At 32.3% G+C, this 12033-nt stretch carries 15 protein-coding genes; all 15 read left to right on the forward strand.

Translation table 11 applies throughout. From position 1 onward, the window contains the following. Positions 1 to 33: 33 nt before the first annotated feature. The 15 genes from J418_RS0108150 (at position 34) to J418_RS0108220 (ending at position 11995) form a co-directional block, all read left to right on the forward strand. Entirely contained in the window at positions 34 to 909 is an 876-nt protein-coding gene (locus J418_RS0108150; protein WP_017895339.1) for a flagellar hook-basal body protein, read from the forward strand. A 130-nt stretch (positions 910 to 1039) separates the two neighbouring features. Beyond that, positions 1040 to 1234 carry a flagellar FlbD family protein gene (locus tag J418_RS0108155; RefSeq protein WP_017750829.1) on the forward strand — a complete coding sequence of 65 codons (195 nt, stop codon included), beginning with the start codon at positions 1040 to 1042 and terminating at the stop codon, positions 1232 to 1234. Between the two features lie 29 nt (positions 1235 to 1263). Then, on the forward strand, positions 1264 to 1800 hold the full coding sequence (locus J418_RS0108160; protein ID WP_017750828.1) for a flagellar basal body-associated FliL family protein: 537 nt from the start codon (positions 1264 to 1266) through the stop codon (positions 1798 to 1800). Positions 1801 to 1810: 10 nt separating this feature from the next. Next, positions 1811 to 2227 carry a flagellar biosynthetic protein FliO gene (locus J418_RS0108165; protein ID WP_017750827.1) on the forward strand — a complete coding sequence of 139 codons (417 nt, stop codon included), beginning with the start codon at positions 1811 to 1813 and terminating at the stop codon, positions 2225 to 2227. A gap of 22 nt (positions 2228 to 2249) precedes the next feature. Next, entirely contained in the window at positions 2250 to 3026 is a 777-nt protein-coding gene (fliP, locus tag J418_RS0108170) for a flagellar type III secretion system pore protein FliP (RefSeq protein WP_235807018.1), read from the forward strand. Between the two features lie 10 nt (positions 3027 to 3036). Further along, positions 3037 to 3306, forward strand: coding sequence for a flagellar biosynthesis protein FliQ (fliQ, locus tag J418_RS0108175; protein ID WP_017895340.1), 270 nt, complete (start codon positions 3037 to 3039; stop codon positions 3304 to 3306). Between the two features lie 25 nt (positions 3307 to 3331). Next, on the forward strand, positions 3332 to 5152 hold the full coding sequence (locus J418_RS0108180) for a fused FliR family export protein/FlhB family type III secretion system protein (protein WP_017895341.1): 1821 nt from the start codon (positions 3332 to 3334) through the stop codon (positions 5150 to 5152). Positions 5153 to 5213: 61 nt separating this feature from the next. Beyond that, the gene (flhA, locus tag J418_RS0108185) at positions 5214 to 7232 is read left to right on the forward strand and encodes a flagellar biosynthesis protein FlhA (RefSeq protein WP_051035647.1); all 2019 of its coding nucleotides are present in this window, start codon (positions 5214 to 5216) and stop codon (positions 7230 to 7232) included. Beyond that, positions 7229 to 8326, forward strand: coding sequence for a flagellar biosynthesis GTPase FlhF (flhF, locus tag J418_RS0108190; protein WP_017895342.1), 1098 nt, complete (start codon positions 7229 to 7231; stop codon positions 8324 to 8326). The genes flhA and flhF overlap by 4 nt, the downstream gene beginning before the upstream one ends. After that, positions 8320 to 9192, forward strand: coding sequence for a MinD/ParA family protein (locus tag J418_RS0108195; RefSeq protein WP_017750821.1), 873 nt, complete (start codon positions 8320 to 8322; stop codon positions 9190 to 9192). Before flhF ends, J418_RS0108195 begins: the two co-directional genes overlap by 7 nt. Before the next feature lie 13 nt (positions 9193 to 9205). Then, positions 9206 to 9856 (forward strand): flagellar brake protein, encoded by a 651-nt coding sequence (locus J418_RS0108200; RefSeq protein ID WP_017895343.1) that lies wholly within the window; start codon positions 9206 to 9208, stop codon positions 9854 to 9856. 2 nt (positions 9857 to 9858) lie between these two features. After that, complete coding sequence (locus J418_RS0108205; protein ID WP_017750819.1) at positions 9859 to 10587, forward strand: FliA/WhiG family RNA polymerase sigma factor; 729 nt, start codon at positions 9859 to 9861, stop codon at positions 10585 to 10587. Positions 10588 to 10602: 15 nt separating this feature from the next. Then, positions 10603 to 11007: a hypothetical protein gene (locus J418_RS0108210; RefSeq protein WP_017750818.1), complete on the forward strand. Its 405-nt coding sequence runs from the start codon at positions 10603 to 10605 to the stop codon at positions 11005 to 11007. 23 nt (positions 11008 to 11030) lie between these two features. Continuing rightward, a complete protein-coding gene (locus tag J418_RS0108215; protein ID WP_017750817.1) occupies positions 11031 to 11219 on the forward strand; it encodes a hypothetical protein in 189 nt (62 codons plus the stop codon). Further along, positions 11216 to 11995 carry a flagellar hook-basal body complex protein gene (locus tag J418_RS0108220; RefSeq protein WP_017750816.1) on the forward strand — a complete coding sequence of 260 codons (780 nt, stop codon included), beginning with the start codon at positions 11216 to 11218 and terminating at the stop codon, positions 11993 to 11995. Before J418_RS0108215 ends, J418_RS0108220 begins: the two co-directional genes overlap by 4 nt. The last annotated feature ends 38 nt before the right edge of the window (positions 11996 to 12033 follow it).

A 12033-nucleotide genomic window follows, 5' to 3' on the forward strand; every position in this document is an offset into this window, starting at 1 on the left:
ATTGCAAAAATAAATTAATTTGGAGGGAAAAATATGTTACCATCATTATATTCAGGAATTAGCGGACTTAGAGCCAATCAGCAAAAATTAAATGTAGTTGCAAATAATATAGCAAATTCATCTACTACAGGTTTTAAAACTCAATCTATGAATTTTGAAGACATGATAAGCCAGAATCTTTCAGATCCCAGTGCACCAGTGAACAATGGTATTGGTGGAGTAAATGGAAAACAGAGCGGTCTTGGAGTCAAGGTCGGTGGTATAAGTACTGATTTTACAAATGGAAGTATGCAGAGTACAAATAGAAACCTTGACTTTGCACTGGATGGAACAGGCTATTTTGTGGTGAGTCCTGACGGAGGAACTGACGATTATTATACAAGAGATGGGGCATTTGTACTTGATAAAGATGGAAATCTTTTGACTCAGGAAGGAAATCATGTTATGGGTTATGCTTCAGGAGCTACTGGTACAGGTCAACCAACTACTGCTCTTTCAATTAAACAGTATTATACAAGTGCTACTAATGGAGTTGATACGGGTACTGATGCACAAAAAGTTAGTTCCTTTTCTGTCGGAAAAGATGGAAGTATAACTGTAAAACTTGGAGATGGAACTTCTTATGAAGTTGGACAGATAGGTCTGGCTTCTTTCCAGAATGAAGGCGGACTTGTAAAGATGGGAGGAAATCTCTATAAAACTTCTCCAAATTCAGGTGATGCAACTTATGGAACGTCCGGCAGTGGAAGCTTTGGAGATATAAATCAGGGAATGCTTGAAATGTCAAATGTTGATCTGGCACAGCAGTTCACAGACATGATAATAGCCCAAAGAGCTTTCCAGGCAAATGGAAAGATAATATCCACAGATGATGAAGTCCTACAGGATTTGGTAAATCTCAAAAGATAATATGTTTTAATATTTTATGCCTATCAGTAACTCTATTTAACTGATAGGCTGTAATATAATTTATAAGTCTCTGGTAAATATACATGGTTTGGATTTATAATATAATTATGATTATTTTAGGAGGCTTTTTATGATAAGATTAATGGGACTTGACAATAAGGAATTTATTTTAAATGCAGATAATATAGAGAGATTGGATGCTATACCTGAAAGTGTTATAACGCTTATTAACGGGAAAAAGTTTTTAGTCCAGGAATCCAATGATGAAATAGTAGAGAAAGTGATAATGTACAAGAGAAAAATATACGAAGGCAATTTTAAATAAATGCAAATGAACAAATGGAGGTATGCATCATGGAAAACAAAGTAGAAAAGGCGGGTTCTTCCAAGGGAAAGTTGGTTGTTATATTTATACTGATTCTTGCTGTAATAGGGGCTGGAGCCTATATTGGATACAGCAAATTTTTAAGTAGTTCCAACAAGACAGGACAGACTCAAAATCAAGTGCAAAATCAGGTGCCGCAAGTTCAGAATACTGGACAGACACAAACTGTGAATTCATCAGCATTATCACAGGTGGTATCATCCAAGACATTCCAGGTGTCATCTACTGATGGACTTACAGTTAATCTTGCAGATACAAATGCAAGCAGATATTTGAAAGTATCAGTTTATTTTGGATATGATGAAAAAAAATTAACGGCTGAATTAACTGAAAAACAGCCTATGTTGACAGATGCTGTTATTGGAATTTTGAGGACTAAAAAAGCAGCTGATATAGTTCCAAAGAATATGGATACTATAAAGATGGAAATAATCCAGAAAGTAAATCCTATGCTTAAAAAAGGCCAGATTAATAATGTATATTTTACAGATCTTATAGTGCAGTAGGAGAATATATATGGATTCACAATTTTTATGGATGTTTTTTAAAACTATTATGGCCCTTGCCTTTGTAATTTTTTTAATATATATTTCTCTCAAATATGGTGGTGGGAAATTCCAAAATGTTCAAAAGAATAAATTTGTAAAGATACTACAGAGATCACAAATATCAAAGGAGAATAGTTTACTTTTAGTGAAAATAGGGGAAAGAGCATATGTAATTTCTTCAACGACAGGTAGAATTGAGATATTATATGAACTGGACAAGGATGAAATTTCTACACTGCAAAAGGTCAATGAACTTCCACAGTATAAAAATCTAAAAGATTTCTATGAAAGATCTGGTATTGAAAAGGTAGTGAAAAATACATTAAACAATGAATGGGTAAAAAAACTTAGATATAAAAAGGAAGATAATAAGCATGAAAAATAAACACAGGAAAAATATTATAGCTATGTCTATATCTATTCTGATTTTTATTATAGCTATTATGGTTTCACAGCATGTATATGCAGCACCAGATGCATCACAGACTATGCCAATACCCAATATAAATGTTTCTATGAATAATGGAAGTTCATCTTCGTCTACTCCTCAGCAGTATGTGCAAAACATAAGGCTTCTTGTAATGCTTACAGTTATTACACTGCTTCCTTCATTTATAATGATGATGACAAGTTTTGTGAGGCTTATAGTGGTATTTGGATTTTTAAGAACTGCCATGGGTACACAGCAATCACCTCCTAATCAGGTATTGATAGGGCTTGCACTGTTCTTGACAGTTTTTATAATGTTTCCAGTGTATTCAAGGATAAATTCAAATGCAATTACTCCATATATGGAAAATAAAATAACCCAGGAGCAGGCTATAGATGCTGGAGCAAAGCCATTGAGGCAGTTTATGTTAAAGCAGACAAGGAAAAAGGATTTAAGGTTATTTGTAGATCAGGCAAAATTAAATTACAAGGTTACAGAAAATGGATCAAATGCTCCACTCTATGTTGTAATTCCTGCTTATATGATAAGTGAACTTAAAACTGCATTTGAAATAGGATTTTTGATTTATATACCATTTATGATAATAGATCTGGTAGTTGCAAGTGTTCTCATGTCTATGGGAATGTTCATGCTCCCTCCGGTTATGATATCCCTGCCATTTAAATTACTTCTATTTGTAATGGTTGATGGATGGTATTTAGTTGTAAAATCCTTGATTTCAAGTTTCTCGTGAGGTGAGTTGAATGAGTGAAAACATGGTAATTGGCATTATAAAAGATGCTGTACAGACAGGGCTTATAGTAGGTGCTCCAATTCTGGCAGTTTCAATAATTGTAGGGCTTATAATAAGTATATTTCAGGCTACTACCCAGATACAGGAACAGACTCTTACCTTTGTACCAAAGCTTATAGCTATAGCTGTAGTTGGACTTATAACAGGAAGCTGGATGCTTCATCAACTAGTAAATTTTACTCAAAGAATTTTTACATACATAGCACAGATAACGCAATGAACACATATAATTGGAGTTGGATAATTTGATAAATACATTGTACTTGACAGCTTTAGTGCTTGTATCAATAAGAATATTCTGCTTTTTTGTACTGGTTCCAGTATTTTTTCCGGAAGGGACTCCTAATATAGTTAAAGTTGGAATTACTATAGTTATGGCCTATATATTGATGCCGGGAATAAATTATTCTTCTGTAAGCAGTATAGATAATACCATGTATTTTATGTTTAACTGTTTAAATGAGGCAGCAGCAGGCCTTGCACTTGGATTCCTCACAAGCTTGTGTTTTTCTATGGTAAGGCTTGCAGGAAATCTCATGGATACTCAAGTTGGATTGTCGATGATGAGTATGTTTGATCCATCTTCGAACAGCAATACTACATTAATTGAGCGACTGCTTTATTGGTTTAGCCTGGTAATATTTCTTGTAGTAGATGGCCATCATATGCTTATAAAATCTTTAATTGAAAGTTTTAGCATAATAAAGCTTGGTAATCTATTTTTGAATCAGGCTTCTATTAATGTAATAATTAAAGCTTTTATAGAGTATTTTACTATATCAATCCAAATAGCACTGCCTATAATTTTAATAATATTATTTGCAGATTTGACCATGTCACTTATTGCAAGAACAGTTCCTCAGTTAAACGTAATGATACTTGGGCTTCCGATTAAAATATTGATAGGGCTTGCATCATTTTGTTTTGCTCTTCCTATATTTTTAAAACTAATAGAAGGTGCATTTACTGCCATACCGAATTCCTTTAGAGGATTCTATAATGCCTTGCCTGTACTCCTGGTATTCGCAAAAGATGATAAAACAGAAGAAGCTACTCCGAGAAAAAAGAGTGAGGCAAGGAAAAAGGGCCAGGTGGCAAAGAGTAAAGAAGTATCATTGGCTATGACACTTTTGGTATCTACATTGCTTATTGCAATTTTAGGAGGATATGTAGGTACACAACTTGGTTCAACTATGATAGCTTTTTTAAATAATTATTTGAATACTGCACTTAGCTATGACAGTTTAAATAAAATATTATTTGTAACTATATGGAGACTTGCCGTAGTAATTCTTCCAGTGGTGATTCCCATACTTGTTATTGGTGTTATGGCTAATTTTTTTCAGACCAGGGGTATTATAACCATGGAACCATTGAAAATGGATTTTAAGAAATTGAATCCTATAAATGGGCTAAAGCGTATGTTTTCGGTAAGATCTTTGATGGAGCTTTTAAAAGACACTGTTATAGTAGTTATAGTAGGGTATGTAGGCTACAGTTTTGTAAAGAAAAATTATACATATATAATGACACTGGGAGAATTGAATGTGCAGGCAGTAGCTAAGGCTGTAGGAAGCCTGGCTGTAGGAATATTTTTCAGGATAACACTGATCATGATTATAATTGCAGTTATTGATTATATGTTTCAACTCCGACAGTACAACAATGATCTTAAAATGTCAAAACAGGAAGTTAAAGAGGAATTCAAACAGGATGAAGGGGATCCCCAGATAAAGAATAAAATAAGGCAGAAGCAGAGAGAAATGGCTATGAGGAGAATGATGCAGGAGGTTCCAAAAGCAACTGTAGTAGTTACAAATCCTACACATGTAGCTGTGGCGCTGAAATACAAAGAAGGTGAGGATGCACCTGTTCTTGTAGCAAAAGGATTAGATAATACAGCTCTTAGAATAAAACAGGTAGCTAAGGATAATGATGTTCCAATATTTGAAAACAGATCGCTTGCTAGGCTTATATACAAAAAAGTAGATATAGATATGGAAATACCTGTTGAGATGTATCAAGCAGTAGCAGAAATATTGGCTTTGGTTTACAAGATGGGGTGATATTTTGGAAGATAGCAAAATTAAGGGAAAGTTTAGATTAAAAGCAAATAAAGATGTATTAATGCCATTAGTAGTAATAATGGTAGTTTTCATGATAATAATTCCACTGCCAGCAGCAGTACTGGATGTACTTATAGCATCCAATATAACACTATCCATAGTTATTATACTTTTAACTATGTTTACTACTGAAATACTTGAATTTTCCATATTTCCTACATTGCTTTTAATAACTACATTATTTAGATTGGCACTTAATATTTCATCTACGAGACTTATACTTAGAGATGGATACGCCGGAGAGGTTATAAATGCATTTGGAAGCTTTGTAGTAGGTGGAAATTATATGGTAGGTATAATTATATTTTTAATTATAGTTATTATACAGTTTATTGTAATAACAAATGGTGCAGGAAGAGTTGCCGAGGTTTCGGCAAGATTTACTCTAGATGCAATGCCAGGCAAGCAGATGAGTATAGATGCAGATTTGAACTCAGGATTGATAGATGAAAGGGGAGCTAAAAACAGGAGAGAGAAACTGCAGAGAGAGGCAGATTTTTATGGAGCCATGGATGGTGCCTCAAAATTTGTAAAGGGTGATGCAATAGCATCGCTTATAATTGTAGTTATAAATATAATTGCTGGAATTATAATGGGAATAGTTGTTTTGGGTATGGGTGCTTCAGATGCCGCCCAGACTTATACAAAACTTACTATAGGTGATGGACTTGTATCTCAAATACCGGCGCTTCTCATATCTACAGCTTCAGGTATACTTGTTACACGTTCCGGAGACAATGAAAATTTTGGTACTATAGCTATAAAACAATTAACCGGTTTTCCGAAAGTGATAGCTATTGCAGCTGCAGTTTTACTATTTTTGGCTATAATACCCGGACTTCCACATATAGCATTTATAATACTGTCTGCACTTTGCATGACAGCTGCATATCTTCTATATAAAGATGAAATGCAGCACAATATACAACAGAGTCAGGTAAAGCAGCAGGAAATGACTGAAATAGAGAATAAAGAACCTGAAAATGTAATGAATTTGATATCTGTAGAACCAATGGAAATTGAAATAGGTTACGGGCTTATTCCACTTGCAGATGAGAGCTCAGGAGGAGATTTGCTTCAAAGAATAACTTCAGTCAGAAGACAATGTGCTATAGAGATGGGTATAGTAGTACAACCTATAAGAATAAGGGATAATCTTCAGCTTAAGACCAATGAATATGTTATAAAGATAAGAGGAACTGTGGTTGCCAAGGGGGAACTAATGCCAAATATGTTATTGTGTATGGATCCTACAAATGGAGAAAATAGTATATCAGGGATAAGTACAGTAGAGCCATCTTTTGGATTGCCAGCTACATGGATAAACAAGGATCAGAGGGAAGAGGCTGAGATAAAGGGGCTTACAGTTGTAGATCCTACTACAGTTATGGTTACACACTTAACTGAAACTATTAAAAATCATTCTTATGAAATGATAGGTAGACAGGAAGTAAAAATGATTTTAGATTCTGTTAAAGAAAAGTATCCTACCGTTGTAGAGGAACTTATACCTGATCTTCTTACCATAGGAGAAGTTCAAAAGGTACTGCAAAACCTTTTAAGAGAAAGAGTTTCCATAAAGGATATGGTAACAATTCTAGAATCACTTGCAGATAATTCGAGAAATACAAAAGATATAGAACTTTTGACGGAGTATGTTAGATTTGCTCTTGGAAGGAGTATATGCAATTCTCTAATTGATGAAAACAACTCAATTACTGTAGTTACACTTTCACTTGATTTGGAAGAATTGGTTGCAAATAATATACAAAAGTCCATGCAAGGTTCATTTCCGGCCATAGATCCGGATACTACCAGCAAAATATTGAATTCACTAAAATCAACTTTGGATTCAGTTTATTTTAATGATAATCAACCTGTAATTTTAGTATCTCCTAAAATAAGAGCTGCATTTAGAAAGCTAATTGAAATGGTATTTCCTTCTGTAAATGTACTTTCATTAAACGAAATACCTAATGATGTGGAGATAAAAACCGAAGGGGTTGTTTCAATAAAATGATTGTGAGAAAATATAAAGCTAGAAATATGCATGAAGCCATTTTAAAAATAAGACGTGAACTTGGAAAGGATGCTGTTATAATAAGCCAGAGGAAGATAAGAAAGGGTGGACTTTTAGGACTTTTTTCACAGAAGATATTTGAGGTTACAGTAACAGCAGACAATTCAGATACAAGAGATATAAATGATTATGATACCACCGAAAGTATTGAAGCATTTAAAAAGGCAGTAAAGCATAAAACACATGATCTGGAACGTATAAATAATGAGGATATAATAAAAGAAGTAAAAGATATGAGAAATATGTTAAATAATGTAATGCAAAACTCAATAGGTATAGGAAAAAGCAAACTTCAACTAAAATTGGAAAACAGTGATTTAAATACATCTGTAATTAACAATATAATGCGGGAAATGAGTACAATAACAGGAGATTTGGAGGATAGGGAAAAGCTCAGACTTGTAGTACAAAATATGATTAGAGTAGATCATAGAAAGCTTGATAAAACAGTAGTTTTAGTCGGACCAACAGGTGTTGGAAAGACTACTACTATTGCAAAGCTTGCAGGGAAAATGGCACTTGTTGAAAATAAAAAAGTTGGACTTATAACTATTGATACTTATAGAATAGGTGCTGTTGAACAATTGAGAACTTATGCAGATATAATAAATATACCTTTTAAAGTAGTACTTAATGTTAAAGATATGGAGAAGGCCATTGAGAGCATGGAAGATTGCGATGTTATTTTAGTAGATACAACAGGGAGAAGTAGTAAAAATAAAATGCAGATATCAGAATTGAGAACATTTATTAATAAATTAAATACAGATAATATCCATCTTGTAATAAGTTGTACTACTAAGAACAGTGATATAGATGTAATAGTAAATGGATACAAGCAATTAAATTATAATAATGTAATAATAACTAAACTTGATGAAACCTGTACATATGGTTCCATACTAAATATTGAAAATTCGTCCAGCAAGCCTATTAGTTTTGTTACTACAGGACAAAACGTGCCAGAAGATATTAAGTGTATGGATTCAGATGAACTTACAAAGCTTGTACTAGGAGAGGATATAATATGCTAGATCAGGCTGAGCAATTAAGAAAACTTGTAAAAAAAAGTGAAAAAAATTATGAAACAAATAATCAGAAAAGACCTGTCATACTTACAATTACTTCTGGAAAAGGAGGTGTAGGTAAAAGTAATTTTGTAGTGAATACAGCTATATGCCTCCAGAAGATGAATAAAAAGGTTCTTATATTTGATGCAGATATAGGAATGGGAAATGATGATGTACTTATGGGATTTTTACCTAAATACAGTGTATATGATATAATATTTAAAGGTAAAAATATTGAAGATGTTGTTATAGAAGGACCATTTGGAATAAAATTACTTCCAGGTGGAACGGGAATATCAAAATTAAATGAAATTACAGAGGAGCAAAGAGATAATTTTATTAAAATGTTATCTAAATTGGAGGATATTGATTATATAATAATGGATACTGGTGCTGGAATAAATAAGAGTGTCTTGGGATTCATAACTTGCTGTGACTATCTATTTGTAGTTACAACACCTGAACCTACAGCTATTACAGATGCCTATAGTTTAATAAAAGTTGTAGATTATTTTAAAATTAAAAATTCAGCCAGTATTATTATAAATAAAGTATTCGACAATATAGAGGGAGAGAAAGTTTTCAATAAATTTAATGCTGCAGTAAATAGATTTTTAAGTATAAATTTAAATTATCTTGGATGTATATCAGAAGATAGAAAGTTAGTACAAGCAGTTAAAAATCAAGTACCAGTAGTAATAAATTTTCCTAGTTCAGCAGCATCAGAAGATATAAGAAATATAGTACAAAAATTACTTGGAGTAAAAAGTATAAAAAAAGATAGTGGAATTCAGCAATTATTTAAAAGAATTTTTGATATTTTTTCATAAGGAGAAGATTTATATGCCCTCTAATATTGAGTTTGAAGTAAACAGCAGAATTGAGATAGAAATGGAAGATGAATATTATAAAAGCAATATTCAAGATGTGGGAAATGATTGTATTGGTATAAGTATTCCAGTTAACAATGGAACATATTTGCCACTTCATAAAGGTGACAAGATAAAATGTATATATTTTGATAATAATCAAATGTACACTTTTAATACAGTAGTTGTTTCAAGAAAAATAGATAGAATATTTATAGTAGTAATCAAAAAACCTACCGAGGTAAGGGAATATCAGAGACGAAATTTTGTAAGAGTACCATTTACCAAAGAAATTTTATACTCTGTAATTACTGATGATAATCAAATAAATTTCTTAAATGCTACCTCGCTTAATATAAGTGGTGGAGGAATGAAATTAGCTATTGATGCCAAATTTGGTCATAAAATAACATATGGTTGTGAACTTATAATTATTATACCTGTTGATGATAAGAATATAACTTTAAAGGGGAAAATAGTTAGAATAAGTAATAATAAAGAAAATAAAAAACTTATATGCGGAATATCTTTTGTTGATGTGGATAAAAATACTAGAGAAAAAATAATAGAATTGGTTTTTGAAATTATGAGAGAACAGATAAGAAAAGGAGTAAAGGGGGAGTAGCAATGGCAGTACCAATTAAATCTGATGTAAAAGAAGAGATGGTAAAGAGATATCTTCCTCTTGTAAAATATATTGCTTCTAGAGTTATAATAGGAAAAACCAAATATATTGAATATGAAGATTTGGTTAGCTACGGTATAGTAGGACTTATGGATGCTATAAATAAATTTGATGAAAGCCGTGGTATGAAATTTTCTACCTATGCTTCTATTCGAATAAAGGGATCCATGATAGATGAACTTAGAAAGAATAGTCCTATTCCAAAAGGAGCTATAGATAAGCTTAACAGATATAATAGGGCGATAGAGTTACTTCAGACAGAATTGGGACGAGAGCCTACCAATGATGAAATATGCAAAAAATTAGATATATCTATTAAAAACATAGTTGAAATAGAAAATTATATTAATTATATATCAGTAGTATCCCTTGAAAATTTAATATTTTCAGAAGATGATAATATTCCTATTATAGGTACGATACAGGACAATAAAAGTCCAAGCCCTGAAAGAAGTCTGGAAAAAAAAGAACAGTTGGAATATTTGACCAGGGCACTTGAAATATTAAATGAAAAAGACAATTTGGTTCTTACACTTTATTATTATGAAGGACTTACATTAAAGAAGATAGGAAAGATTTTAAATGTATCTGAATCGAGAGTATGTCAACTGCACAGCAGGGCTATAATACATCTTAGAAAAGCCATGTTAAAGTTAAAATATGAAATCTAGGGGTGGAATCCTGTAATGGAATCAATTATACTATTTATAATAGGAATATTACTTATAGTTTTTAATGCCAAAAGTATATTTAAAGAAAAAAATTCTTTTCAAAACAAACTTAATGAAAGCAGTGGCTCTATTAAAGATTTTGATGTGGAAATAGGCAATCTCAGACATGAATTTGCAGAGACAATTTTTGAACTTCAGAAACAGATAGAGAAAAATGATAATGAAGTTAAAGATAATTATAATATGGAGAAAAGTGAATCAAGTGAGGAAATATCTAAATTCGAAAATTATAATAATGTTAAAATAGATGAAATAAAGGAAATGTTGGATGATAATATGTCAATAGATGAAATATCGGAGAGTACTGGAATAGGCAAGGGGGAATTGCTATTAATAGAGGAACTATACATAAAACAATAAAAAAAATTATAGCAATTCTTGAATTGTTAAGTGATAGAAAAGTCCTTCTGGGAATTGGAATTGGAATCATAATTGCAACTTCTGTAATGCTTGAATCAAAAATCAGATATACAATGAGTAAAAATCAAATAGAGCAAAAAGCAAGGTCTATGGGAATGCAATATCCAGAAGAAATAAAGGTTATTGATAATCAGAATGGAGGAAAAAGATGATTAGAAGTTTTTATTCAGCAGTATCAGGCATGATAACCCAGGAAGCCAAACAGGATGTTATAACAAACAATCTTGCAAATGCAAACACAGTAGGATTTAAACAGGATGATCTTGCAGTAGGTGATTTTGGTGATATGCTCCTGCAAAATTACGATAAGATAGTTAATGGAAAAAATGCAAGAAATGTAATAGGGAGTATAAGCCTTGGAAGTAGAGTAAATGGAGTAAATACTGAATTTAGCCAGGGCAGCATAAAGCAGACCGATATAGCTACAGATTTTGCTATTGAAGGCAGAGGCTTTTTTACAGTATCAAGACAAGAAGGTAATGCAAATAATACATATTATACTAGAGATGGTCATTTTCATATAAATATCAATGGGACTCTTGTAGATGACAGTGGCGATACCGTACTTGCAAGGGATATACAGACAGGGGCTTTAGGAGCTATAAATGTTGGAAATGGAAAATTACAGTGTGACTCGCAGGGAAATATAAGTATAGATGGAATCCCAAGGTATAAATTATATACAGTAGACTTTAATGACTATAATAATTTAACAAAGACGGGGGACAACTTGTATAGAGGAACAACAGGTGCCCGGGAAATTAATGCAAATGTAAAACAAAACTTTCTTGAAAGTTCAAATGTAAATGTAGTTAATACCATGGCAAATATGATTACTACAATGAGAACTTTTGAAACAAACCAAAAGGCCGTTCAATCTATAGATGAGTCTTTGGACAAACTTATAAATCAGGTTGGAAGAGTTTAAATAATTTATTTTAGACCAGCTAGTAAAAGTCAATAGAA

Source organism: Clostridium tyrobutyricum DSM 2637 = ATCC 25755 = JCM 11008, assembly GCF_000359585.1.
Taxonomy (GTDB): domain Bacteria; phylum Bacillota; class Clostridia; order Clostridiales; family Clostridiaceae; genus Clostridium_B; species Clostridium_B tyrobutyricum.

Excerpts from the sequence above, each read along its gene's own strand:
- flhF (WP_017895342.1), top strand. The coding sequence starts at position 7,229 with ATGATTGTGAGAAAATATAAAGCTAGAAATATGCATGAAGCCATTTTA.
- J418_RS0108205 (WP_017750819.1), top strand. The coding sequence starts at position 9,859 with ATGGCAGTACCAATTAAATCTGATGTAAAAGAAGAGATGGTAAAGAGA.
- J418_RS0108160 (WP_017750828.1), top strand. The coding sequence starts at position 1,264 with ATGGAAAACAAAGTAGAAAAGGCGGGTTCTTCCAAGGGAAAGTTGGTT.
- J418_RS0108150 (WP_017895339.1), top strand. The coding sequence starts at position 34 with ATGTTACCATCATTATATTCAGGAATTAGCGGACTTAGAGCCAATCAG.
- J418_RS0108195 (WP_017750821.1), top strand. The coding sequence starts at position 8,320 with ATGCTAGATCAGGCTGAGCAATTAAGAAAACTTGTAAAAAAAAGTGAA.
- J418_RS0108210 (WP_017750818.1), top strand. The coding sequence starts at position 10,603 with ATGGAATCAATTATACTATTTATAATAGGAATATTACTTATAGTTTTT.
- J418_RS0108220 (WP_017750816.1), top strand. The coding sequence starts at position 11,216 with ATGATTAGAAGTTTTTATTCAGCAGTATCAGGCATGATAACCCAGGAA.
- fliQ (WP_017895340.1), top strand. The coding sequence starts at position 3,037 with ATGAGTGAAAACATGGTAATTGGCATTATAAAAGATGCTGTACAGACA.
- J418_RS0108165 (WP_017750827.1), top strand. The coding sequence starts at position 1,811 with ATGGATTCACAATTTTTATGGATGTTTTTTAAAACTATTATGGCCCTT.
- flhA (WP_051035647.1), top strand. The coding sequence starts at position 5,214 with ATGCCATTAGTAGTAATAATGGTAGTTTTCATGATAATAATTCCACTG.
- fliP (WP_235807018.1), top strand. The coding sequence starts at position 2,250 with ATGTCTATATCTATTCTGATTTTTATTATAGCTATTATGGTTTCACAG.
- J418_RS0108155 (WP_017750829.1), top strand. The coding sequence starts at position 1,040 with ATGATAAGATTAATGGGACTTGACAATAAGGAATTTATTTTAAATGCA.
- J418_RS0108200 (WP_017895343.1), top strand. The coding sequence starts at position 9,206 with ATGCCCTCTAATATTGAGTTTGAAGTAAACAGCAGAATTGAGATAGAA.